The organism is Pedobacter alpinus (genome assembly GCF_042684645.1).
Classification (GTDB): Bacteria; Bacteroidota; Bacteroidia; order Sphingobacteriales; family Sphingobacteriaceae; genus Pseudopedobacter; species Pseudopedobacter alpinus.
Map to the genome: position 1 here is coordinate 1 of NZ_JBHULV010000008.1, position 23,670 is coordinate 23,670.

The following is a 23,670-nucleotide window of genomic DNA, read 5'->3' on the forward strand; positions in this document are numbered from 1 at the left end:
TTCGGACAGATATGAAATGAATTAGAAGGTTTAAAAATTTTTTTCTATTCTCTTTAATGGGACTCTAAATTTTCTTGTGAGGACTTATAATAACTACTTACTTGTCCGTCAGGATAATCAAAAAAACATAAGTATTTGATAACGTACTGATTGTGCTTTTGATTTTTGTATTTTGCTAACCTATTGGAAAAAAGTGTACAAATGAAGGAGATCATTATTCAGAAAGCTCCACCTCTGTCCAGGTTTACAAGATCGAAAACCGCAAAAGGGTCATCATAAGGCATATTGGTATGGTCCGCTCAGTTCAGGAGCTGAACAATCTCATTTCACCTGCCAACGATTTCATCCAGACCTTTAGCAAGCAGCTGTTCCTGTTTGGAGACTCGCAATCAGGTCAGATTATCAACATCAATCAGATTGAGTTTGTCGGTATCTATTATTTTTTTTTCCATGATGTGATCTTCAAACTCATCATCCATACAGGATTTGACTGACTATGGAACAGGTTGTTTTAGGACTTGCTGGTCATGCGGAGGCTGAAACCCGGATTCAAGCTACGGTTAATAGCCCTATTGGAGGAATATTTTGGAATAGAGCATCGCATACAGAAATACTACTAACCTGAGTTCGATTAATTAAAAAGCGAAGATTTGATTAGAATTAGCTGTTTGATATTTAATCGAAGGTTTTTTAGGAAAAAAAAGAATAGGTAATTAATGCGGCAATCATGTTGGATATAAAATTTGCAAAAGACCTATGTCTTGAATGCTCAATTTGACAAATGTTTTTTAGTTCATCGTTTACCGTTTCTATTACCGATCTTTTTCTAAGAGTAATCTTATCATTCATAGTCATCAAGCTGTTTTTCATATTGTTACGAATGCTCGTAATCAGGTGTATATCATTGACAAACAATATATTGGCTAGTTTCTCAGAAATATATCCCTTATCTGCGAATAGTTTTCCAAATACTGATTTCAGGAAGTTTTCATTTTTGAGCGGATCTCTGTCATTAACATTTGCCTGTGTGATGGCAAAATTCAATATTTCTCCCTTGTCATTAATTACAATGTGGAGCTTAAATCCATAAAACCAGCCCATTGTAGATTTACCCACCTCTGCAATGCCCTTAAACACCTTATTCCGTTTTATTCGCTTATTGTTACACACCCTAACTGGGGTTGAATCTACAAATGAAATACCGGTACAAATACCTAAACTGCAGGTCTTCAAAAATATGGTCATCGGCATAACTATGCTTTGGCTCAACAAAGCGATTATAAGAAACCGTTTTTGGAAATTCGGACTGCATGTGTCGATGAACATAAAACAGATAAAAGTGCTTAAAGCACCTGAAACCACTGATGAAAGAGCAGGCATATGCATATAACCTCACTCTTGGACATTACTGGTGGTCGCTTAGGCGCTTTTCCCAGTAGAAAGGAATGTGTATTGTTATCAAATCTTTACAAATTCATCCAAAAGACAAAAAATATCGCTAATTTTGAATTAGTCAATCATAAATAATTACAGTTAAGTATTTGATTGGAAAATACTTAATTGTAATTATTTTTATTATGATTAACTAATTTATTTTGATATATTAATCGAACTCAGGTTATCATTAAATTGCCTATCTATGCGGAAGTTTGAGTAATATCCTCTTTCTTCATTTTTATCTTATGAATAGACTAAATTTTATTGCCTCTGGTGGCGAAATGGGACAACTCATCCGTGAGAAAGATTGGGAGAACACTAGTTTAGGGAATCCAAGAAATTGGCCACAAAGTTTAAAAACAACACTTAGTATTATTTTAAACTCAAAATTCCCGAAATTTTTATTTTGGGGAGATGATTTAATATGCTTTTACAACGATGCTTATAGACCAAGTTTAGGAATTGATGGCAAACACCCACATATTTTAGGACAAAAAGGCGAAGATGCTTGGCCAGAGATTTGGGACATGGTAAAACCCATGATGGATAGTGTTCTTATCACGGGTGAAGCTACTTGGAGTGAAAATCAGTTAATCCCTTTCTATAGAAATGGAAAAATTGAAGATATTTATTGGACTTTCAGTTACAGTCCGATAATTAATGAAGACGGAAAAATTGCTGGTATTTTTACCACATGTGTAGAAACCACCAAAGAGGTTACTGCAAAAACTGAGCTTGAAAGAATAAACAAAAGATTTCACGAAAATATAACTCAAGCACCAGTGGCTATGTGTGTTTTAAACGGAGAGAGTTTAGTAGTGGAAATTGCCAATGATTTAATGCTAGAAATATGGGGTAAAACCATTGAAGAAGTTTTAAACAAACCCGTATTTGAAGGTTTGCCGGAAGTTAAAGGCCAAGGACTTGAAGAAATACTACATGATGTTTGTACAACTGGGAATAAATTTGAAGCTAACGAAAGATTGGTTGTTTTACCCAGAAATGGAAAGTTAGAAGAGTTTTATTTAAATTTTGTTTACGAACCCATTAAAGATCAGTCATCTAGAGTTACAAGTATTGTTGCTATTGCAACAGATGTTACCCATTCTGTTATTGCAAGGAAGAAAATTCAAGAAAGTGAAGAAAAACTTAACATTGTTATTGAAGCAAGTGATTTAGCTGTATGGGAATTTAATGTTAAAAATAATACCGGTATTTTTTCTAATAAATACGCAAATATTTTTGGGTATGATAAGGCAGAAGATTTAACAAGGGAAATTATTTTAAAACATTTACACCCCGACGATGAAAAAGTTAGAGAAACAGCTAATGCTGATGTTAATGTGACCGGAAAATTGACTTATGAAAGTAGAATAATTTGGAGAGATGGATCTATACATTGGATTTCTGTTAACGGTAAGCTTTTTTATAATCAAGAAGGAAAGCCCGACAAAATGATTGGAACCATTAAAGATATTACCCTACAGAAAAAAAATGAGCAAGAGTTAAAAGATAGAGAACAAAAATTTAGGCTTTTGGCCGATGAAATGCCGCAATTTGTATGGACAGGTAACGCGGATGGGCATTTAAATTATTTTAATAAATCTGTATATGAATACTCTGGTTTAGATAGCAGTATAATTGAAGACGATAAATGGATTATTATCGTACACCCAGATGATCGCGAAGAAAATATACGTGTTTGGCAAAATGCAATCAAAACTGGCAACGATTATGTTTTTGAACATCGGTTTAAACGTAAAGACGAAACTTATAGATGGCAATTAAGTAGAGCCAAAGCATTAAAAGATATAGATGGAAATATTACTATGTGGGTTGGTACCAGTACCGATATACATGAAATAAAAGAACTAGACGAGCAGAAAGATTACTTTATTAGCATGGCTAGCCACGAGTTGAAAACCCCAATAACATCTATAAAAGGTTATGTACAACTTTTGGAAATGAAATACAGAAATTCAGAAGACCCTTTTTTGAAAAATGCCTTAAAAGTTGTGCACAAACAAATTGAGAGCTTAACAACTTTAGTTACCGATTTATTAGATGTTTCTAAAATTAAAACAGGAAGCCTACAACTTCGCAAAAAGCAATTCAATATTAATAACTTGGTAAAGGAAGCGGTAGCTGAAATTCAACAGATTAATTCCAAAAACAAGATTAACTTTAGTGCTAATGAGGATTTTGAAGTAATAGCTGACGAGGAAAACATTAGACAAGTAATTATAAATTTTTTAACAAATGCTGTAAAATACTCACCAAATTCTTTAGATGTTCAAATATGTTTATCAAGAAAAGAACACGAAGTTTACGTTGAAGTTATTGATGCCGGTATTGGTATAGCCCCCGAAAATCAAATTAAAATTTTTGAAAGATTTTATAGAGTGGAGGGAAAAAATGAAAAAACTTTTCCGGGATTTGGGATAGGATTATATATTGCAGCAGAAATTATAAAAAAGCATAAAGGAAAAATAGGGGTAAAGAGTGAAATGGGAAAAGGCTCAACTTTTTATTTTAGTTTACCCTATTTAAGCTAGCTAAAAATTATTCTGCTGTAAATTAACCATCAATTTTTTTAATTAAATGAGATAAAAAGAATTAATAGTAAAAACTACAAATCATCTAATAAAAAAACAAAAAGCTCTTTAGGGCCATGGGCGCCTAAAACTAATGTTTTCTCAATATCTGCTGTTCTGCTAGGGCCTGTGGTTACAGATAGCATGGTAGGTAAAGTGTTTCCGTATTTTTGCTTCATTAATTTAAAAGCATCTTTTAAATCTAAAACTAACTGAGAGGCATAAGCAACAACCACGTGTTGATGTGGGTAAATACTTAATCTACGTCCTGCTTCATTTCCGTTGCTTAATAATACAGAACCATTTCTTGCTATTAAAGCTTCGCAGAGTGTTAGGCCAACTTCTGCAAATTCAAAATCTTTATCGGTAGCGTAAAACGGATATTCGTAGGTGTTTAGCAATTCTTGAAGTGCTGGCTCCCAGCAGTATATTTTACGCCATTTTTTTTCTTCGGCCAATAAAAGTATATTTTCTATAAACTGAATATCATTTTCACAATAAACAAAAGTGCCACTTACTTTGGTTAATTCTTCGGCAAACATTACCTCCAGCATTTCATCTGTTGGTGGGTATAAGGGCATTTCTTCTAAATTTGGATAAGGATTATCGCGTTTTTCTAATAATGCTTTCCTTATTTTTTTTAGAAGTTGTTCTTTGGGAGTGGTGCTATCCTTCATTAATTACAAATGTAGAAATTGTTTTTTATTGCGGAAAGGGCAAAAAAAATCCCCTCGATTGAGGGGATTTATAATATTAATTATTAGAAATTTCCTGAGTTGTTGTATTTGAAACACTACTTGCTACTTCTTGGGCAAGTAATTCTGTTGTGTTTTCATCAAACGGACGTTTACCAAAAATTGCTTCTAAATCTTCTTTAAATATAACTTCTGTAGAAAGCAACTTTTCTGCTAAAAGCGTTAAGTTTTCTTTATTTTCTTCTAAAACAGATAAAGCCCTAGCATATTGACTCTCAATTAATTTACTAACTTCTTCATCAATTATTCTTGCAGTAACTTCTGAGTAGGGTTTAGTAAAAGATTCTTGACCTCTAGAATCATAATAAGACATGTTACCAATCTTATCATTTAAACCATAAATAGAAACCATTGCATAAGCTTGTTTAGTAACTTTTTCTAAATCACTTAATGCACCAGTACTAATTCTACCAAGAATTAATTTTTCGGCAGCTCTACCGCCTAAAGCCGAACACATTTCATCTAAAATTTGCTCTGTTGTGGTTATGCTTCTCTCTTCAGGTAAATACCATGCAGCACCTAAAGATTGCCCACGTGGTACAATAGTTACTTTAATAAGTGGATGTGCATGTTTTAATAACCAAGAAATAGTAGCATGTCCTGCTTCGTGAAAAGCAATAGCTCTTTTTTCTTCTTTCGTGATAATTTTATTTTTCTTTTCTAAACCACCAATTATACGATCTACTGCATCTAAGAAATCTTGTTTGGTAACAGATTCGTTTCCTTTTCTTGCAGCTATTAAAGCGGCTTCATTACAAAGATTGGCAATATCGGCACCAGAAAAACCTGGAGTTTGTTTAGCTAAGAAGTTAATATCAATTCCTTCTTCTAATTTAATAGGTTTTAAATGAACTTTAAATATTTCGTTACGCTCGTTAATATCAGGCATATCAACATAAATTTGTCTGTCAAAACGTCCTGGTCTTAATAAAGCATTGTCTAAAACATCGGCTCTGTTTGTTGCAGCCATAATGATGATACCAGAATCGGTACCAAAACCATCCATTTCTACTAAAAGTTGGTTTAATGTGTTTTCTCGCTCATCATTTCCGCCCATCATGCTATTTTTACCTCTGGCCCTACCAATGGCATCAATTTCATCAATAAAGATGATACAAGGAGCTTTTTCTTTAGCTTGTTTAAATAAATCTCTAACCCTTGAAGCACCAACACCAACAAACATCTCCACAAAATCTGACCCAGATAGAGAGAAAAAAGGTACTTGTGCTTCTCCAGCTACAGCTTTAGCTAAAAGTGTTTTACCTGTTCCTGGCGAACCCACTAATAATGCTCCTTTAGGAATTTTACCTCCTAAATTTGTGTATTTTTCGGGGTTTTTAAGAAAATCTACAATTTCCATTACCTCCTGTTTAGCTTCAGTTAAACCAGCAACATCATTAAATGTTAAGTTTACTTGTGATGCTTTATCAAATAAAGTAGCTTTAGATTTACCAATGTTAAACAATTGGCCACCACCGCCACCGCCTGCACCACCACCCATTCGGCGCATAATAAATATCCAAACCAAAGCAAAAATCACTATCGGAACAATAAATGACCAAAATAATGAAGAGAAAGGACTTGTTCTAGACTCGTAACTCAGCGATACTCTGCTTTCATTAGGAACTTCTTCTTGCGATTTGTTTAACCTTGATTGTAAAGATTCAAAAGATCCATCAGTAAAATAATACTGTGGCGTTGTACCAGATATAGAGAAATTATTTTTCTCTTTTAAATCTTTATACTTTGCTTCTTTTAACTTCTCTTTTTTAATGTAAATTTCTGCAACAACCAATTCTTCTTGTTTGTAAGCAACAATTTTATCTACATCGCCAGGTTTTAACATCTCGTTTTCAAACTTTTGATAAGTTATTAAACGAGCATTATTGCTGCTCATAAAAAATTGAACACCTAAAATGGCTAATATAATTACGCCATAAACCCACATAATATTGAATTTTGGTGGTTTAGGCATCATCCCTTTTATGGGTACTTTTTTTAATGGTTTCTTTTTATCTAAATTTTCTTTCATCTCTTTTTTTCAAAAAGCGCTCTAATTAAGCGCTTTGATAATATTTAAACTCTGCATCTCCCCACAAATCTTCAATCCCGTAAAACTCTCTTTTATCTGTTTTGAAAATATGTACCACAACATCGCCATAATCAAGTATAATCCAGTCAGCAGTTTGTAAACCTTCTTTCCTAATTGGGTCTTCTTTTAAAGCTTTATAAACCTCGTCTTCAACACTATTAGCAATAGCTTTTACTTGCGTACCAGACTCGGCATGGCAAACAATAAAATAATCTGCAACTGAACTGTGGATATTTCTTAGATCTAACCTTACAATATCATTTCCCTTTTTTTCTTGTATTCCGTAAACTACAGCATCTGAAATACTTATAGTTTGAACAGCAACTTTATTTTTTACCATCAAAAAGATTTAGTTTTGGGCTGTAAAATTTAATTTTTTAAACATTGCAAAATAACATATTTATAACACTATTTGTTGGACAAAGTTTGATAAAATTATCTGAAGTAGATTCTACCAATAGTTATTTGAAGAATCTGCTTTCAAATTCTAAGCCATTACCTGATGGTACTGTTATAATGGCAGACCACCAATACGCTGGCAGAGGACAATCAAATAATGAATGGCAAACAGAATATGGTAAAAACTTAACTTTTAGCATTTACTTAAAACCTAATTTTTTAAGGCTTAATCATCAATTTAACCTAAACAAAGCTATTTCTTTAGGTATTAACGATTGTTTAACAATAATTATTGGTGAAGGTTGCAAAATTAAATGGCCTAATGATATTTATTACGAGAACCAAAAATTGGGAGGTGTTTTAATAGAAAACATTACGTCAGGAAGTAATATTAAAGCAAGTATTATTGGCATAGGTTTAAACGTAAATCAAATAGTTTTTGATAAGAACCTAAATAATGTAACTTCTATATCAAAAATCTTACAAAAGGATTACGACCTAACTTTATTATTAAGCCAACTTTGCAAATATATTGAAAGCAGATATTTACAATTGAAAGCTAATAAAGTTGCTGTAATTGATAATGATTATATTCAAAAACTTTACAGGTATAATGTAGCGCATAACTTTGAAATTGCTGGCGTTATAGAAAAAGCTACCATAAAAGGAATTAGCCCAATCGGAAAATTGCAATTAGATATCAATCAACAAATTGCTGAATTTGATTTAAAGGAAGTGAAATTTATTTTTGATTAATTAATAAAATATTAAATGAAAAAATTGATTGCCATAACGGCATTAATCATAATCGACTTTTGCGGCTTTGCCCAGATTTTAAAACCAGTTAAATGGACTTTTATTGCTGAAACTATAAACCAAACAGAGGCGAATGTGGTTATCACTGCAAAAATTGATGCTAAATGGCATCTTTATTCACAATTTATTGAAGAAGGCGGTCCGGTACCAACTTCGTTTACTTTTGCAAAAAGTAAGGATTATAGTTTAGTTGGTAAAACAACTGAAAGTCCAAAAGCGATATCTGCGTTTGACAATAATTTTTCAATGCAAATTGCTTGGCATGAAAAAAGTGTTGTTTTTAAGCAAAAAATTAAGCTTAATAAACCTAATGTTGTTGTAAAAGGCACTTTAGAATTTATGGTTTGTGATGATAAACAATGCCTACCGCCAGAAGAATTAGCGTTTTCTATTCCTATTAAAGCCGTTGCAACTAATACTTCAGAAGAAATTCCTGTTACACAAGAAAATTTGGTTCAACCTTTAAATTCAACTACAGATACAGCTACAAAAACTGATAGTGTTTTAAAAGAAGAAGCGCCAGCATTAAGTTTTGATGCAAGTAAAACCGAAGTAAAACATTTAGCACCAACAGAAGAAAATCAATCTTTATGGGCAATTTTTATCGCTGGTTTTATTGGTGGTTTATTGGCTTTAATAATGCCATGCATATTTCCTATGTTGCCTTTAACGGTTAGTTTTTTTACAAAAAAGGCGAGTAGTAAAGCTGTAGCAATAAGAAAAGCCAGTTTATATGGTTTCTTTATCATTGTTATTTATGTATTGCTTGGGTTGGCTATTACTTTAATATTTGGATCTGATGCGCTAAACGAATTGGCAAGTAACGGAGTTTTTAACTTTCTGTTTTTTGTATTGTTAGTAGTTTTTGCTATCTCATTTTTTGGTGCTTTTGAAATTAATTTGCCAAACTCTTGGGCTAACAAAATGGACGAAAAATCTGACAAAGGCGGTGTTGTAGGCTTGTTTTTTATGGCTTTTGCATTGGCTTTAGTTTCGTTCTCTTGTACTGGGCCAATTATAGGAACGCTATTAGTTCAGGCCGCCTCTATGGGCGAGTATATGGGGCCGGCTGTTGGAATGTTCGGTTTTTCTTTGGCTTTAGCTATTCCATTTACATTGTTTGCCGCTTTCCCAAGTTTGTTAAAATCATTACCAAAATCTGGAGGTTGGTTAAATAGTGTAAAAGTTACTTTAGGCTTTATTGAGTTGGCTTTAGCATTAAAGTTTTTATCAAACGTAGATTTAGCCTACCATTGGGAACTGTTTGATCGCGAATTATTTTTGGTTTTATGGATAGTGATTTTTGGAATGTTGGGTTTCTATTTATTAGGAAAAATTAAATTTTCGCATGATAGCGATGTGCCTTTTGTTACAACTCCCAGATTGTTTTTAGCAATTATTACCCTTTCATTTACAATTTACATGATTCCGGGTTTATGGGGCGCACCATTAAAAGGGATAAGCGCTTGGCTACCGCCACAAACTACTCAAGATTTTGATTTATATACGAATACCTTATCTTCGCCAGTTGTAGCGCAAGATACAGTTCAAAAAAAGTATGGTGGCTTATTTAAAGCGCCTCATAATTTGAATGCTTTTTTTGATTACGAACAAGGTTTAGCTTATGCAAAACAAAAAAATAAACCAATTTTGTTAGATTTTACAGGGCATAGTTGTGTAAATTGCCGTAAAATGGAAGCTGCTGTTTGGAGCGATAAAGAGGTTTTAAAGAGACTACAAAATGAATATGTTTTAATTTCTTTATACGTTGATGATAAAACAGAATTGCCGGTAAACGAGCAATACGTTTCTAGTTATTCTGGTAAAAAAATTAAAACAATTGGTAATAAATGGAGCGATTTACAAGCAGCGACATTTAAAACAAATTCGCAACCATATTATGTGCTTTTAAATAGCGATAAAAAAGTGTTGGTTGCGCCACAAGCGTACAATTTAGACATTAAAAATTATATTGATTTTTTAGATAGTGGTCTTGCTGCTTATCAAATTAAATAAAATGAAAGAGATAAAAAGAATAGGAGTTTTTACATCTGGTGGAGATTCACCAGGAATGAATGCCGCAATAAGAGCAGTGGTAAGATCTGCTTTATATTATGATTTAGAGGTAGTAGGTATTACCCGTGGTTACGAAGGGATGATTAATGGCGAGTTTGAGCGCATGAATAGAAAATCAGTAGCTAATATTATTCAACGTGGAGGTACAATTTTAAAAACTGCAAGAAGCAAAGCTTTTATGACGCCAGAAGGTAGAGCAATTGCTTACCACCAGTTAAGAGAAGCTAAAATTGATGGTTTAATTGCTATTGGTGGTGATGGTACTTTTACAGGCGCTAAGGTATTTGCAGAAGAATTTGATTTTCCAATTTTGGGTTTGCCAGGTACTATTGACAACGATTTGTATGGTACAGATTTTACAATTGGTTACGATACTTCTATAAACACAGTGGTTGGTGCTATTGATAAAATTAGAGATACCGCAGAATCTCATGATCGTTTATTTATTGTTGAGGTAATGGGACGTGATTGTGGTTTAATAGCCTTAAGAAGTGGAATTGGCGTAGGTGCCGAATCTATATTTTTACCAGAAACTAAAACTGATTTAAACGCTTTAATGCACCGATTAGAAATTGGAAGAAAAGATAAATCATCCAAAATATTAATTGTTGCCGAAGGTGAAGGTGATAGCGGGGGTGCTTTTGAAATTGCAGATAAAATTAAATTAAAATTTCCGCAATTAGACACTAAGGTTTCTGTTTTAGGGCATATACAACGTGGTGGTTCGCCAACTTGTATGGATAGAGTTTTAGCCAGTAGATTAGGTGTTGCAGCTGTTGAAAGTTTAATGGAAGGTAGAAGAAATGAAATGGTTGGTTTAATACATGGTAAAGTTGCATTTACAAGTTTTGACCAAGCAATAAAACACCATGCAGAAATTAATAAAGATTTGTTGAAGATAGTGGATATTTTGTCTTTGTAGATAGTTTTTGATTGAATTTAGAAACCTCGGTATTGTTATCGAGGTTTTTTTGTGAGATTGTTTTTTGGAAAAATCTTTTTTTGCTTTGCAAAGGATTTTTAAATCCCATACTTCCCAAACTTTTTCTTCAAAAAGCTTTCATTCCTATCTTGAATATCCCTCAAGGTTTCATCTTCATTAAAGCCAGCATTTTTTAATTTGGGTACACCAATTCTTTGCGAACTGTAAATCCCAGAATGTCCGCTAAAAAAGTAAGCTGTAAAACAAGCAATCGCAAAAAATAGTACATATTGTCCGCCAAAAAGTTCTACACCCATAAAAGTACAAGCTAAAGGTGTATTTGTTGCGCCTGCAAAAACAGCAATAAAGCCCAAAGCCGCAAATAAACTAATGGGGGCATCCATAAAAGTTGCTAAAGTATTACCTAAAGTAGCACCAATGTAAAATAAAGGAGTTACCTCGCCACCTTTAAAACCAGTACCCAATGTAACCGTGGTAAAAATGGTTTTCCAAAGCCAGCTAAAAGTATCGGCACCGCCAGCTTTAAATGCCGATGTAATGGTTATTGCACCATCATATTCAGCATTTACTCCCAAACTTAAATAATCTGGTTTTCCTACCGAAAAAGTTAACAAAATAATAGCAATACCTCCAAAAAATGGAATTAACCATTTTATTTTGAATAAGCTAATAAATATGTTTTTAATGCGATATACTAACGTAGCGAAAACATAACTCACCAAACCAAATGCTACTGAAGCAATAATGATTTTGAAAATCAGCAATATATCCCAATGCAGATAAGCGGCTAAAAAGAAATCTTTAGTTTCAACAAAATCTATGTGATAATGGGTATGTGGAATTCCCCAAGCGTTTACGGTAAAATCGCCAATAATGCTAGCAAATAAACATGGAATAATGGCATCGTATTTTAATCGCCCTAAGGCAATAACCTCAATGGCAAAAATTGCTCCGGTAAGCGGAGTGCCAAAAACAGCTCCAAAACCAGCTGCAATGCCAGCCATTAAAAGAGTTTTTACATCAATAGCCGATAGTTTAAACCATTTGGCTAACAACTGAGCAATGCTTCCCCCAATTTGCACTGCAGTCCCTTCTCTACCTGCCGAACCTCCAAATAAATGAGTAATTACTGTTGTAATTAATACTAACACACCCATTTGTGGGGGCACACCACCGCCGGGTTGGTGTATTTCGTCCATTATTAGGTTGTTCCCTTTTTCAGATGATTTACCTAAAAACTTGTAAATAAAATGTATAGCAACACCAGCCAATGGCAAAAAATAAAGTAAATAGGGATGCGAAAACCTAAAAAATATTGCAGTGGTTAATAACCACAAAAACAAAGCAACCATGCTTCCAATCAGTAATCCAACAGGGATACTTAGTGCAAACCATTTTAATAAATACGTAAGAATTTGAATTCTTTCTGATTTAATGTTTTTTAAAAACATGTTTAGGGTTGGCAATTATAATTTTTTATTTTAAAATAATATTAAGCTACAACTCACTCCAAATATATCCTTTTAAAATAAATTAGATGATTTGATGGCATATTTTGTTATTTAAACATATTTAGAAATGTTAAAAAAATAGGTTGTTCTAAATATTTACATTAGGCAGCGAAATTTGTTGCCGAAATACCAAAATCTTTAAAATAATTTTAACTCTCATTTTTTTAACTTTGCTTTTATGAGTTTTACACCCGAAGATTTAAACAATTACCTGCTTTCTTTTTGTGACCCCGAGCCAGAACTATTAAGAAAGATAGATAGAGAAACGCAGTTAGAGGTGTTAATGCCAAGAATGTTATCGGGACATTTACAAGGACGTACGCTTAGTATGTTGTCTAAAATAATGGCTCCAAAACGCATATTAGAGATAGGTACATTTACTGGTTATGCAACTTTATGTTTTGCAGAAGGCCTACATGCTGATGGTAAAATTATTACCTTAGATATTAACGAGGAGTTAGAGGAAAGGGTTAGGGGTTATTTTGAAACATCAGATTTTAACCACCAAATAGATTACAGAATTGGCGATGCACAAAAAAGCATTGCCGAGTTAGATGAAATTTTTGACATTGTTTTTATTGATGCCGATAAGAAAAACAACGGCACTTATTACAATTTAATTTTTGATAAAGTAAGAAGCGGAGGACTAATAATTACCGATAATGTGCTGTGGAGCGGTAAAGTTTTAACAAACATTAACGATACTGATACTTCTAATATTCATACATTTAATGAAATGGTAGCTGCCGACCAAAGAGTGGAAAAATTGATTTTACCCATTAGAGATGGGTTATTTATTGCAAGAAAGAAATAATTGAACTACTGTTAACGTTCTTTAAAATAAAAAAATTTGATTAAAAAAAACATATTCATCCTTTTCGTATTTATTAGTTACGGCGTTTTTGGGCAATCAGTAACACAAAATTATATTGATACCAATAAGGATAAGGCCATTGCACTAATGAATGAACACCATGTGCCAGCAAGTATTATTTTGGCGGTTGCCATACATGAAAGCGCAAGTGGAACTAGTAAAATTGCTAGATACTTAAATAATCATTTTGGGATTAAAGGGCCAAACAGTAACACCCAAATAAAATCTGCTTATCGTGATTTTGATAAAATTGAAGATTCTTATGACTATTTTATTGAGTTTTTGCGTAGCCGTTCAAAGTTTAATGTTTTATTTGAAAGTTATACCGAGTACGATTATAAAAACTGGGCAAAAGGAATACAGAGAGGTGGCTATGCAGCAAGTAGAAGTTGGGCTTCTCAAATTATAGCTACCATAAATAGGTATAATTTGCAAGAATTAGATAACCGGCCTGATGACTACATAGAACCCACAGAACCTGTAGAAGTAATTGCGGTACAAAAAACCTACAAGGTAAAAAGTGGTGATACTTTAAGTACAATAGCAAAAAAATACCACACCACTACCAAAAAATTAATTCTAAAAAACCGGTTAAAAACTACAGTTTTACAAATTGGTCAGAAATTAAAAATATAGATGAAAAAATTAATTATTGCTTGTTTATCGCTGCTTATTTTTGCATCCTGCACTTCAAAAAAAAGCCTGCATCAACAAAATAAACAAATTGAAAAATCTGCAAACAAGCAAACTTCTGGTAATTACGCCAACTACACTGTTGATTCTTATATTCAAAGATTTAAAGGTATTGCTATAACAGAAATGAACCGCTATGGTATTCCTGCAAGTATTACAATGGCACAGGCAATACTTGAATCTGGTGTTGGTAAAAGTGATTTAGCCAAATATGCCAATAACCATTTTGGAATTAAATGCACCAGCGATTGGAATGGAAAAGGCTACTATAAAGACGATGATAAAAAAGACGATTGTTTTAGGGTTTACAAAAACCCGGAAGAAAGTTTTAGAGACCATTCTGAGTTTTTAAAAAGAAAGCGTTATGCCTTTTTATTTGAGTTGGATAAGAATGACTATGTAGGCTGGGCAAAAGGGTTAAAACAGGCTGGTTACGCTACCAATCCTAAATATCCAGATTTATTAATAAGTTTAATTGAACGTTATAACTTAAGTCAATTTGATAGAGGTGAAGGAAAATACGAGAAAATCAAACGTGAGGATAGGGTTTTAACCGATATTAATAAAAATATTCCTAACGAAAAAAGGAAGGATAAACCTACGGATGCTACTCCAATAATTACTGGCGATAATTATATAGTACAACAGAATGACACACTTTATAATATTTCTAAACGTTTTGGTTTAACTGTTGATGAGCTTAAAGCGTTAAACAATATGACTGATAATACGATAAAAATTGGTCAGGAATTGAGAGTTAAGAAATAATACTTTGAAGCCTTTTTTATACTTTTTTATTTTTTGTTGCTTTAGCTTAAAGCTTTTTGCCCAGCAAGAGCCTTTGGGCGGTTTAGTTTTTGATAAGGATACCAAAAATAGATTAAACCGAGTATCCATTACTAATTTACGCACCAAGCAATTGGTTTACAATAATGTAAAAGGAGAATTTTTTATAAATGCCCAACCGGGCGATATTTTGATAAGTACATTAAATGGATACAAAACCGATACGCTTCAGTTAAGAAATCAAAACTCCATTATTATCTATTTACAAAGACGCTCTATCCCTTTACCTGAAGTGGTTTTTAAAGATTCTGTTTTGATGGCAAAGGCCAAATACGAAGAAGCTAAAAAGGCATTTAACCAAGCGGTAAGATTGGGGGATAATTCAGATATTTTAAATATTAGTAATGGGGGCGTTGGTTTAGATATTGATGCGCTTTGGAGTATTTTCAGCAAAGAAGGTAAAAATGCCCGAAAGCTAATGGAAACTATGGAACGAGACTACCAAAACAACATGGTAGATCAGATTTTTAACAAAAACTTAGTTACCAAAATAACTGGTTTAAAAGGCGAGAAGCTTGTGGTTTTTATGCTCAACTATAAACCATCTTATGCTTTTGTAATTAAAGCCAATGAATATAGTTTAATAAGTTACATTAAACAATCTTACGCTATGTTTAAAATGAACCCTAATCCTTTTGATTTAAGCTCGTTAAAAGCTATTCCAGTTCAATAAATTATTAAATCTTGTATTTTAACTGACTGAATTAATGTAAATACAGTCAGTCTATTGACTGAATTAACGTAAATTTAGTCAGTCTATTGACTGAATTAATGTTTTTGTATATATTTGAATATGAAAATTGACCGTAAAATTCAGCAAGTTATTAAACAAAGGGTGGGTAAAAACAAAGTTATTTTACTTTTTGGCACACGCCGAGTTGGCAAAACACATTTACTTAAAACATTAGAAAAAAGTTTTGCTACAGCTGATTTTATACACCTAAATGCAGAGGATGCAGAAGTAGCCAGTCTTCTAGAAAGGCGAAGTGTTGCCAATTATAAAAGGTTATTGGCAAACCGTAATTTGTTAATTATTGACGAGGCGCAGGTGATACCAAGCATAGGTAAAATATTAAAGTTAATGATTGATAGTTTTGAGGATTTAACCATTATTGCAAGTGGTTCATCAGCTTTTGATTTATCTAACAAAACAGGCGAGCCACTTACAGGCAGAAGCTATACTTATTATTTATACCCAATTGCTCAGCAAGAGCTTAAAAGTTTAGAAAATAGTTTAGAAACAATACAAAACTTAGAAGACAGGCTTATTTTTGGCTCTTACCCAGAGATTCTTCAATTAGATACTCCACAAGAAAAGGCCGAATATTTGAAAAACTTGGTTAATTCTTACCTGCTAAAAGATATTCTTCAATTTGAAAGTATTAAAAATAGCAGTAAAGTTTTTGATTTACTAAAACTGATAGCCTACCAAATGGGTTCTGAAGTGTCTTTAGACGAGTTAGGAAAACAGCTAGGTTTAAGTAAAAATACGGTAGAGCGCTATTTAGATTTATTAGCTAAAGTGCAAATTATTTTTAAACTGAGTGGCTTTAGTTCTAATTTAAGAAAAGAAGTTACAAAATCATCAAAATGGTACTTTTTTGATAATGGAATAAGAAACGCAATTATTAATGATTTTAAACTTTTACCATTAAGACAAGATGTAGGTTTGCTGTGGGAAGCTTACTGTATTTACGAACGTATAAAACTAAACAGCGTGAACCAAATTACCGCCGAATATTTTTTTTGGCGAACTTACGATCAGCAAGAAATAGATTTGATAGAAAAAATAGATGGAAATATAGCTGCTTTTGAATTTAAGTATAAAGAGCGTAAACATAAAATACCAACTTTTTTTGCTAAAAACTATTCAGATGCAAATTTTAGCATCATTCATCAAGATAATTATTTAGAGTTTATAACAACAGGAAATTAGCCTACATAAAGTCTATAAATATCTTTTAAATTACGCCCCAGGCCGTCATAATCTAAACCGTAACCTACCACAAAATCGTTAGCAATTTCAAAACCTACGTAATCAATTTCTCCAACATCAAAGGTTAAAGCATCGGGTTTTAATAATAAGGTGGCAATTTTAATAGATGCTGGTTCTAAGGCTTTAATTTTTTCTAACAAAAAGCTTAAAGTTCTACCGGTATCTATAATATCTTCCACAATAATAATATCTCTGTTTTTTATATTCATGGCAATGCTTAACTCTTCGGTAATATTGCCGCTGCTAGCTGTGCCGCCATGGTAAGATGCCAATTTCACAAAAGTAGTTTCGCATGAAACATTAACTTCTTTCATTAAATCGGCCATAAACATAAACGAACCATTAAGCACACCAATAAAAACTGGGACACGCTTTTCATATTCTAAATTAATTTGAATACCAATTAAACGAGTGCGTTTTTCTATTAAATGGTGTTCTATAAAAGGCTCAAAATCTTTATCGTTAATGGTAATGTTCATGCTATTTGTATTAGTCTGTAATTTCTGGGTTAAACAATAACATGCTTAAATTATCCGTAGCTAAAATATGATTGGCGGTAGCTAACATTTGTTCTGCTGTTACGGCATTTATTTTGGTAAAAACTTCTTTTAAAGTGTCAATTTTTTGGTAATCTAATAAACTTTTAGCCATAGATATTAAAACACCCATTCTGTTTTCTTCGCCTAAAGCTATTTGCCCAATAAACCTTTTTTTAGCTTGCGATAATTGTACTTTACCTAATTTATTTTCTCGTGTTTTTTTTAATTCCTTATGTATTAAAGTTAAGGCTTTATCCACTTTTTCTCCATCGGTACCAAAGTAAATAGAAAACAAACCAGTATCGCTTAAAGGCGTATAGTTAGATTCTATGGTGTAAGCAATACCATGTTTCTCTCTAATTTCCAAATTTAATCTAGAGCTCATTCCAGTGCCGCCTAAAATATTGTTTAGTAATAATAAACTCGCTTTTTTAGGGTCATGCAAACCATAAGCAGGCGCACCTAACATACAATGCGCTTGGTTAATAGGCTTGTTTACTTTTTTAATTTCTGTAGTTAATTGTTGCGGTGCAATTCTGTTTTTAATGCTATTATTTTCCGGAATAATCCCAAAATACATTTCAGCAAGCTTAACAACTTTTGAAGGAGTATATGAGCCAGATATCGCAAATATGATTTGATGAGTATTATAGTTTTTATCTATAAATTTTTCTAAATGTATTTTATTAAAGTTTTTAACAGATTGCGGCGTTCCTAAAATATTCTCGCCCAAAGTATGTCCTTTAAACAACATCGATTCAAAATCGTCATTAATAGCTTCTTCTGGTTGGTCTTCGTAGCTAGAAATCTCATCTAAAATTACCTCTTTTTCTTTTTCCATTTCCACCTCAGGAAATGTGGAAAAGAATGCAATGTCTTGCAAAAGCTCCATTGCTCTTTCTAAATGAGGTTTTAAAAAAGAAGCTTGTAAGCAGGTATATTCTTTGGTAGTATAAGCGTTTAAATCGCCACCAACAATTTCTAATCTATTTAGTATTTGATTGGTGTTTCTGTTAACTGTACCTTTGAACAGCAGATGCTCAATAAAATGAGCCAAACCAGGTTCGCCAACTTCTTCATCTCTTGAGCCCGCATTAATAATTAAACAGCAATGTGATATTTGCGATTTTGCAGGCTTAAACAATATCCTGATGCCGTTACTAAGTTTAAAAATTTGATGATCCATTTTGTAAATGCAAAGATATACTTTTAACACTGCTAAAATATTTTGTGATTTGTAAGTGCAGTTTTTTTACTTACAAAACATAATTATGGGAAAGCTATAAGCAAACTACCCAAAGCTAAAGCTGGTGTTGATACATATTATACAAATGATTCTTTAACTCCAGATATCATTTAAACTGTAGAAAATCAAGCTGTGGCATAATTTTTATCCTTTAATCAAACATTAATATTAATTTTAAACGTTTAATCCCTTAAATACTCAAAATCATGAATTTAAAATTTAGTTCGACATTAATTTTTTCAAGCTTAATTGCACTTGCAAGTTTAAGCGCCTGCAATCAGGATAGTAAAAAAACAGATACTAGTCAAGATAGTACAATAGCAGCAATGTCTATTGAGCCTTTAGAAGAAGCGGATGAATTTCCAACAGCCAAATTAACCGTTAAGGATGTGAAAACAGAAAAAGTTGGAACAGATTCTGTTAAATTAACTTATGCTTTTGATGTTGCAAATTATGAGTTAACAAAGCAAACTATGGATAACCATTCTGCAGATTGCGCAAACTCTGATCAAGGACAACATATACATTTTATTATGGATAACAAACCTTATCAGGCTTTATACAAGCCAGAAAACACGGTTACTTTGCCTGTAAACTCTGAGCATTATTTATTAAGTTTCTTGTCACGTTCTTACCATTTATCAGTTAAATCTCCTGATGCTTCTTTGTTAGTACATTTTAAAATTGATAAAGATGGTAATTATGTAAAATTAGACAACCCAACAGAACCAATGTTGTTTTATAGCCGTCCAAAAGGCGAATATGCTGGTAAAGATGTTCAAAACGTGTTGTTAGATTTTTATGTAAAAAATGCAACGCTTGCCGCTGATGCTTATAAAGTAAAAGTTAGTGTAGGCGATACCACCTTTACAGTAGATAAATGGCAGCCATATTTTATTAAAAACGCACCACTTGGCGATTTGAAATTAAAAATTGAATTGTTAGATGCAGAAGGAAAAGAGTTAACCGGAGAAAATACATCGGTAGAAAGAAGCGTTACTTTAAAGCAGTAATGTTTTAAATAAGAGAAAAGTCTTTGCAATGTTTTATTAATTGCAAGGACTTTTTTTATGCCTTAAAACGCATAACCAAGTGAAATAGAAATCACCCTGTTTTTAGCTTCCTGATTATTAACTGGAGATAAATTATACAAACCTAAACCAAAATTTGCACCTACATTAAAGCCGTCTTCAAACTGGTAACCTATTAAAAAATTTGCTCCATAATCAGTTTTACGGAAATCATCATCTTGCTCATTACCAAATTTAATATTGCCATTATCCCTTTCGTTAAGCGCACCCAGCTCATTTGAAGCTATTGTGTTTATATCTTTCTTTCCTGATAAAGCATAGCCAAAATACGGTCCGGCACCTATATAAATATTCTTAATTTTGTAAATGCCATTTATAGGAATTTCCAAATACATAACACTTGATGTGCCTTTGTAGGTAAAATTATAAGCTCCAAAAGTAGGGTCAACACCAGTTCCGGCATAATCATATTTAGCCCCTTTTCCGCTAAATGAAAGCCCAGGTTGGATAAAGAAATTATTAAAAATTGATAAATCAACAAATGCCGCTATATGCAAGCTGGTGGTAAAAGCAGAGTTTCCTTTGAATTGCGGAACATCAATATACTGGCTACCAAGATTAACTCCGGTAATTACTTTAAATTTTTTAGGTGAATTATCTTGTGCAAATAAACCAATAACAAATAAAGAAAAAACGAAAGTTAGAAGGTATAATTTTTTCATAATGAATAATTTAGTGCTCAAAAATAGGAAATGAAATGATATTAAATTAGTATGCTGACAATTTTAAACGGGAAAGTGTTAATAGATTAATTAACCCATTAATTGATAAGGATTATAATGTTTTTTTACAAGGAAAAACTATAATTTGAAATTTACTTTTAAACTTTACTTTCTATTTTATGACCACAATTGCTACAGTAGCAATCATCTGCTTTTACCTCTTGGTCACATTTTTCGCACTGTTTAGTATTTTTTTCGTATGCTTTTTTAGTTAGTTCTGCAGTAACAATACCTGTTGGCACCGCAATTATTGCGTAGCCGGCAAGCATCATTGCAGATGCAACCATTTGCCCTAACCTTGTATAAGGCACAATATCTCCAAAACCTACTGTGGTAACTGTTACTATGCCCCAATAAATACTGGCCGGAATGGTAGAGAAGCCTGGGTTTCCTGCTTCAATTACATACATTAAGGTACCTACTAAAACTATAAATGTAAAAATGAAGGCTATAAAAACACTGATTTTGTACATGCTTAATCTTAATGCAGTAAGTAAAACCTGGCCTTCTCTGGTAAAACGGATAAGCTTTAGAATTCTAAAAATCCTTAACAATCTTAAAACCCTTATTACTAAAAGATAATGATAGCCAGCAACAAAAATACTGATATAAGCAGGTATGATTGATAAGAAATCTATGACGCCCCAATAACTAAAAACATACTTCTTCCTTTTCTCTGCAGCATAAATTCTCACCAAATATTCGATAGAAAAGACGATAGTAAACACCCAGTCTATATAAAAAAAAGTATCAGGAAATTGCATGCCTAACTCTGGCATACTTTCGGCAACTACAGCTAAAACACTAAAAAGTATAAGCCACAATAATACAATATCAAAACGTCTGCCTGCTTTGGTATCAGTGCCGAAAACAATTCGGTTTATTTTTTCTTTAGTGGTTTGGTTTAGCATTTAACTATCAATTTATACAAGGGAAGGTAATAAATTATTTAGTTAGGATTAAGTTTTGTTTGATATAATATCTTGTTATTTCTGTAGATACAATATTTTAATTTGTTTAGTGTCGGTATTATTTGTTGATCAATTATTTTATAGACTTAGCTAAAAGTAATTTTAATTTCCCATTAACTATCTAATCATTAGAAAAAACAAACTCTTCCCTACATACTTTAGTTTCTTTGCACATTTTATCAAATTCTGTTATGGAGTTAAATTTTAATTGCTCTAAAATTTTGTACTCATAAAATACTTTGAAGGTTTTGTTTTTGAACACCCAAGGTTCAATACTTATAACTTTATCTGCTTTGTAAAACACTTCGTTTATATCTCCATCTGGGCTTTCAGAAATTTCCATTCTTCTGCCTTCCGGTTGTATTTTATCCATGCAAATGAGTAAAGATAAAGCGTCGCACCATTCTACAAATCGATATAACCTTTCAGCATATTTTTTATCAATCTCTAAATTTTTGATGATTTCACTTCTAACTTTTGCCTGTTCTTTTAAAAATGAATTTAACTTTTCATCTCCTTTTTTACTTTGGCTAATAAAATCTATGTGCATAGAAGTTAATAAAGCATTTATCAGGCTTTTAGAATTTGCAATTTCCATTATGCTCAATTTCTGACTTAAATCGGTTTTTTTCGAGTCATTGCTCACCATGAAATGTCTGGGCGCTCCAGCCTCAGTTAAGTTTTGTTGTTTTGCAGTTTCTTCAACGCCGTCATCATGTTCTGCAATTGCAATAAGCGTAGGGACTAAAATGTGGTTTGGTAAATCAATATTATATTGATAAGCAATCATAGCGGCCAACAAACCATGCGATCTTTGATTTATGATTTTCCAGCCTTTTTGGTGCGAAATTACTATCATAGTAAAATATACTTAAAATTAGGGATAATGTATTACCAAAGCCAACAATTGTACCAATACACTATATCTTATGTGGTACAGCGGTAATACTGACTGGAGGAAAAATCTTGAAGTCACAATTTGTGATATCAAGTTGGGGAGGAAGAAGGAGGTTTGCTGTTGTGGTTGTTGTCAATACTTATCACTTATATCTCAAAATATCCACTTAGTTCATAAATCATTAATCCACAACCTTCTACATTAAAATAAAATTCTCCACTCAACTATTTGATATATAAATTTATAGTTATATCTTTGCAGTCCCTAAAAAATTAGGGGAAAACTATTTTTTATTAATTAAATACAAAGCAAGTGAATACGTTAAGTTACAAAACTGTCTCTGCCAATAAAAAGACCGTTGACAAACAATGGGTTGTTGTTGACGCTCAGGGCGAGATTTTGGGGCGCTTGTCTTCTAATATCGCTAAGGTGATTAGAGGAAAAAACAAGCCATCTTTTACCCCACACGTAGACTGCGGCGATAATGTTATCGTTATCAATGCAGACAAGGTTAAATTGACAGGTGATAAAATGTCTGACAAAGTTTATGTTAGATATACTGGCTACCCAGGTGGTCAGCGTTTCATAACTCCAAAAGAGTTGATGGCAAAGCACCCTACTCGTATTATTGAGAAGGCTGTACGTGGTATGTTACCTAAAACTCGTTTAGGTAGAGCGATTTTCAAAAATCTGTATATCTATGCAGGTGATGAGCATCCACACGTTGCACAAAACCCTAAAGTAATTAAATTTTAATTTTAAGGAGAAAAGAAATGTCAGTTACTAATACTTCTGGAAGAAGAAAAACTGCAGTTGCCCGCATCTATTTGAAAGAGGGTAACGGTACCATTACTGTTAATGGTAAAGACCATACAGTATATTTCCCAACATTGCCTTTACAGTACATTGTTAACCAAGCTTTTATTGTTACTGAAGTAACAGGACAGTTTGATGTTACCGTTAATGTTGCTGGTGGTGGTGTTAAAGGACAAGCTGAGGCTGTTCGTTTAGCAATTGCTAAAGCTATTGTAGAATTAGACGCGGAAAGAAAGCCAGCTTTAAGAGCTAAAGGTTTAATGACTCGTGATAACCGTATGGTTGAGCGTAAGAAACCAGGTAGAGCTAAAGCTCGTAAGAAATTCCAATTCAGTAAACGTTAATATTCGGAGGA

At 32.7% G+C, this 23,670-nt stretch carries 22 protein-coding genes and 1 pseudogene; 13 read left to right on the forward strand and 10 right to left on the reverse strand.

Features of this window, described 5'->3' with window-relative positions:
• Positions 1-496 precede the first annotated feature (496 nt).
• Positions 497-625 (forward strand): hypothetical protein, encoded by a 129-nt coding sequence (locus ACFSSE_RS01115; protein ID WP_379040993.1) that lies wholly within the window; start codon positions 497-499, stop codon positions 623-625.
• A 10-nt stretch (positions 626-635) separates the two neighbouring features.
• Here ACFSSE_RS01115 and ACFSSE_RS01120 read toward each other — a convergent pair.
• Positions 636-1,503: pseudogene (locus ACFSSE_RS01120) on the reverse strand (IS982 family transposase).
• Between the two features lie 179 nt (positions 1,504-1,682).
• On the opposite strand from ACFSSE_RS01120, the gene ACFSSE_RS01125 reads away from it, so the two are divergent.
• On the forward strand, positions 1,683-3,992 hold the full coding sequence (locus ACFSSE_RS01125) for a PAS domain-containing sensor histidine kinase (RefSeq protein WP_379040992.1): 2,310 nt from the start codon (positions 1,683-1,685) through the stop codon (positions 3,990-3,992).
• Positions 3,993-4,066: 74 nt separating this feature from the next.
• On the opposite strand, the gene ACFSSE_RS01130 is transcribed toward ACFSSE_RS01125, so the two are convergent.
• The 3 genes from ACFSSE_RS01130 to rsfS form a co-directional block, all read right to left on the reverse strand.
• Positions 4,067-4,708, reverse strand: a complete 642-nt coding sequence (locus ACFSSE_RS01130; protein ID WP_379040991.1) for a LutC/YkgG family protein — start codon at positions 4,706-4,708, stop codon at positions 4,067-4,069.
• A gap of 76 nt (positions 4,709-4,784) precedes the next feature.
• Positions 4,785-6,818, reverse strand: a complete 2,034-nt coding sequence (gene ftsH / locus ACFSSE_RS01135) for an ATP-dependent zinc metalloprotease FtsH (protein ID WP_379040989.1) — start codon at positions 6,816-6,818, stop codon at positions 4,785-4,787.
• Between the two features lie 25 nt (positions 6,819-6,843).
• Positions 6,844-7,218 carry a ribosome silencing factor gene (rsfS, locus tag ACFSSE_RS01140; protein ID WP_379040988.1) on the reverse strand — a complete coding sequence of 125 codons (375 nt, stop codon included), beginning with the start codon at positions 7,216-7,218 and terminating at the stop codon, positions 6,844-6,846.
• A gap of 44 nt (positions 7,219-7,262) precedes the next feature.
• On the opposite strand from rsfS, the gene ACFSSE_RS01145 reads away from it, so the two are divergent.
• The 3 genes from ACFSSE_RS01145 to pfkA are packed head-to-tail and all read left to right on the forward strand — an operon-like array spanning position 7,263 to position 11,091.
• A complete protein-coding gene (locus tag ACFSSE_RS01145) occupies positions 7,263-8,033 on the forward strand; it encodes a biotin--[acetyl-CoA-carboxylase] ligase (protein ID WP_379040986.1) in 771 nt (256 codons plus the stop codon).
• Positions 8,034-8,048: 15 nt separating this feature from the next.
• Entirely contained in the window at positions 8,049-10,109 is a 2,061-nt protein-coding gene (locus ACFSSE_RS01150; protein ID WP_379040985.1) for a protein-disulfide reductase DsbD family protein, read from the forward strand.
• Position 10,110: 1 nt separating this feature from the next.
• On the forward strand, positions 10,111-11,091 hold the full coding sequence (gene pfkA / locus ACFSSE_RS01155; protein ID WP_379040984.1) for a 6-phosphofructokinase: 981 nt from the start codon (positions 10,111-10,113) through the stop codon (positions 11,089-11,091).
• A 98-nt stretch (positions 11,092-11,189) separates the two neighbouring features.
• Here the strand turns inward: pfkA and ACFSSE_RS01160 are convergent, their stop codons facing one another.
• Positions 11,190-12,563: a voltage-gated chloride channel family protein gene (locus tag ACFSSE_RS01160; protein WP_379040982.1), complete on the reverse strand. Its 1,374-nt coding sequence runs from the start codon at positions 12,561-12,563 to the stop codon at positions 11,190-11,192.
• 238 nt (positions 12,564-12,801) lie between these two features.
• On the opposite strand from ACFSSE_RS01160, the gene ACFSSE_RS01165 reads away from it, so the two are divergent.
• From ACFSSE_RS01165 to ACFSSE_RS01185, 5 genes are all read left to right on the forward strand, one after another.
• On the forward strand, positions 12,802-13,437 hold the full coding sequence (locus tag ACFSSE_RS01165) for an O-methyltransferase (RefSeq protein WP_379040981.1): 636 nt from the start codon (positions 12,802-12,804) through the stop codon (positions 13,435-13,437).
• A gap of 36 nt (positions 13,438-13,473) precedes the next feature.
• Complete coding sequence (locus tag ACFSSE_RS01170; RefSeq protein WP_379040980.1) at positions 13,474-14,133, forward strand: glucosaminidase domain and LysM peptidoglycan-binding domain-containing protein; 660 nt, start codon at positions 13,474-13,476, stop codon at positions 14,131-14,133.
• Positions 14,134-14,958, forward strand: coding sequence for a glucosaminidase domain-containing protein (locus tag ACFSSE_RS01175; RefSeq protein ID WP_379040979.1), 825 nt, complete (start codon positions 14,134-14,136; stop codon positions 14,956-14,958).
• A 4-nt stretch (positions 14,959-14,962) separates the two neighbouring features.
• A complete protein-coding gene (locus ACFSSE_RS01180; protein ID WP_379040977.1) occupies positions 14,963-15,709 on the forward strand; it encodes a hypothetical protein in 747 nt (248 codons plus the stop codon).
• A 120-nt stretch (positions 15,710-15,829) separates the two neighbouring features.
• Positions 15,830-16,972: an ATP-binding protein gene (locus ACFSSE_RS01185; RefSeq protein WP_379040976.1), complete on the forward strand. Its 1,143-nt coding sequence runs from the start codon at positions 15,830-15,832 to the stop codon at positions 16,970-16,972.
• On the opposite strand, the gene hpt is transcribed toward ACFSSE_RS01185, so the two are convergent.
• Positions 16,969-17,511, reverse strand: a complete 543-nt coding sequence (hpt, locus tag ACFSSE_RS01190) for a hypoxanthine phosphoribosyltransferase (RefSeq protein WP_379040975.1) — start codon at positions 17,509-17,511, stop codon at positions 16,969-16,971. The two genes, ACFSSE_RS01185 and hpt, sit on opposite strands and share 4 nt — an antisense overlap.
• A gap of 10 nt (positions 17,512-17,521) precedes the next feature.
• Positions 17,522-18,757: a M16 family metallopeptidase gene (locus ACFSSE_RS01195; protein ID WP_379040974.1), complete on the reverse strand. Its 1,236-nt coding sequence runs from the start codon at positions 18,755-18,757 to the stop codon at positions 17,522-17,524.
• 266 nt (positions 18,758-19,023) lie between these two features.
• Here ACFSSE_RS01195 and ACFSSE_RS01200 point away from each other — a divergent pair, with 266 nt between their 5' ends.
• Positions 19,024-19,830, forward strand: coding sequence for a hypothetical protein (locus tag ACFSSE_RS01200; protein WP_379040973.1), 807 nt, complete (start codon positions 19,024-19,026; stop codon positions 19,828-19,830).
• 62 nt (positions 19,831-19,892) lie between these two features.
• Here the strand turns inward: ACFSSE_RS01200 and ACFSSE_RS01205 are convergent, their stop codons facing one another.
• The 3 genes from ACFSSE_RS01205 to ACFSSE_RS01215 all read right to left on the reverse strand — a co-directional run bounded on the left by ACFSSE_RS01205 (position 19,893) and on the right by ACFSSE_RS01215 (position 22,460).
• Entirely contained in the window at positions 19,893-20,570 is a 678-nt protein-coding gene (locus ACFSSE_RS01205) for a porin family protein (RefSeq protein WP_379040972.1), read from the reverse strand.
• A gap of 158 nt (positions 20,571-20,728) precedes the next feature.
• Complete coding sequence (locus ACFSSE_RS01210; RefSeq protein WP_379040971.1) at positions 20,729-21,541, reverse strand: ion transporter; 813 nt, start codon at positions 21,539-21,541, stop codon at positions 20,729-20,731.
• A 181-nt stretch (positions 21,542-21,722) separates the two neighbouring features.
• Positions 21,723-22,460 (reverse strand): DUF3891 family protein, encoded by a 738-nt coding sequence (locus ACFSSE_RS01215; RefSeq protein WP_379040969.1) that lies wholly within the window; start codon positions 22,458-22,460, stop codon positions 21,723-21,725.
• Between the two features lie 351 nt (positions 22,461-22,811).
• Here ACFSSE_RS01215 and rplM point away from each other — a divergent pair, with 351 nt between their 5' ends.
• Positions 22,812-23,255 carry a 50S ribosomal protein L13 gene (gene rplM, locus ACFSSE_RS01220; protein WP_379040968.1) on the forward strand — a complete coding sequence of 148 codons (444 nt, stop codon included), beginning with the start codon at positions 22,812-22,814 and terminating at the stop codon, positions 23,253-23,255.
• A 17-nt stretch (positions 23,256-23,272) separates the two neighbouring features.
• A complete protein-coding gene (gene rpsI / locus ACFSSE_RS01225; protein WP_379040967.1) occupies positions 23,273-23,659 on the forward strand; it encodes a 30S ribosomal protein S9 in 387 nt (128 codons plus the stop codon).
• Positions 23,660-23,670 lie beyond the last annotated feature (11 nt).

Bases quoted from the DNA above. Each gene is read 5' to 3' on its own strand.
- ACFSSE_RS01115 (WP_379040993.1), top strand. From the start codon at position 497: ATGGAACAGGTTGTTTTAGGACTTGCTGGTCATGCGGAGGCTGAAACC.
- ACFSSE_RS01125 (WP_379040992.1), top strand. From the start codon at position 1,683: ATGAATAGACTAAATTTTATTGCCTCTGGTGGCGAAATGGGACAACTC.
- ACFSSE_RS01130 (WP_379040991.1), bottom strand. From the start codon at position 4,708: ATGAAGGATAGCACCACTCCCAAAGAACAACTTCTAAAAAAAATAAGG.
- ftsH (WP_379040989.1), bottom strand. From the start codon at position 6,818: ATGAAAGAAAATTTAGATAAAAAGAAACCATTAAAAAAAGTACCCATA.
- rsfS (WP_379040988.1), bottom strand. From the start codon at position 7,218: ATGGTAAAAAATAAAGTTGCTGTTCAAACTATAAGTATTTCAGATGCT.
- ACFSSE_RS01150 (WP_379040985.1), top strand. From the start codon at position 8,049: ATGAAAAAATTGATTGCCATAACGGCATTAATCATAATCGACTTTTGC.
- pfkA (WP_379040984.1), top strand. From the start codon at position 10,111: ATGAAAGAGATAAAAAGAATAGGAGTTTTTACATCTGGTGGAGATTCA.
- ACFSSE_RS01160 (WP_379040982.1), bottom strand. From the start codon at position 12,563: ATGTTTTTAAAAAACATTAAATCAGAAAGAATTCAAATTCTTACGTAT.
- ACFSSE_RS01165 (WP_379040981.1), top strand. From the start codon at position 12,802: ATGAGTTTTACACCCGAAGATTTAAACAATTACCTGCTTTCTTTTTGT.
- ACFSSE_RS01175 (WP_379040979.1), top strand. From the start codon at position 14,134: ATGAAAAAATTAATTATTGCTTGTTTATCGCTGCTTATTTTTGCATCC.
- ACFSSE_RS01185 (WP_379040976.1), top strand. From the start codon at position 15,830: ATGAAAATTGACCGTAAAATTCAGCAAGTTATTAAACAAAGGGTGGGT.
- hpt (WP_379040975.1), bottom strand. From the start codon at position 17,511: ATGAACATTACCATTAACGATAAAGATTTTGAGCCTTTTATAGAACAC.
- ACFSSE_RS01195 (WP_379040974.1), bottom strand. From the start codon at position 18,757: ATGGATCATCAAATTTTTAAACTTAGTAACGGCATCAGGATATTGTTT.
- ACFSSE_RS01200 (WP_379040973.1), top strand. From the start codon at position 19,024: ATGAATTTAAAATTTAGTTCGACATTAATTTTTTCAAGCTTAATTGCA.
- ACFSSE_RS01205 (WP_379040972.1), bottom strand. From the start codon at position 20,570: ATGAAAAAATTATACCTTCTAACTTTCGTTTTTTCTTTATTTGTTATT.
- ACFSSE_RS01210 (WP_379040971.1), bottom strand. From the start codon at position 21,541: ATGCTAAACCAAACCACTAAAGAAAAAATAAACCGAATTGTTTTCGGC.
- ACFSSE_RS01215 (WP_379040969.1), bottom strand. From the start codon at position 22,460: ATGATAGTAATTTCGCACCAAAAAGGCTGGAAAATCATAAATCAAAGA.
- rpsI (WP_379040967.1), top strand. From the start codon at position 23,273: ATGTCAGTTACTAATACTTCTGGAAGAAGAAAAACTGCAGTTGCCCGC.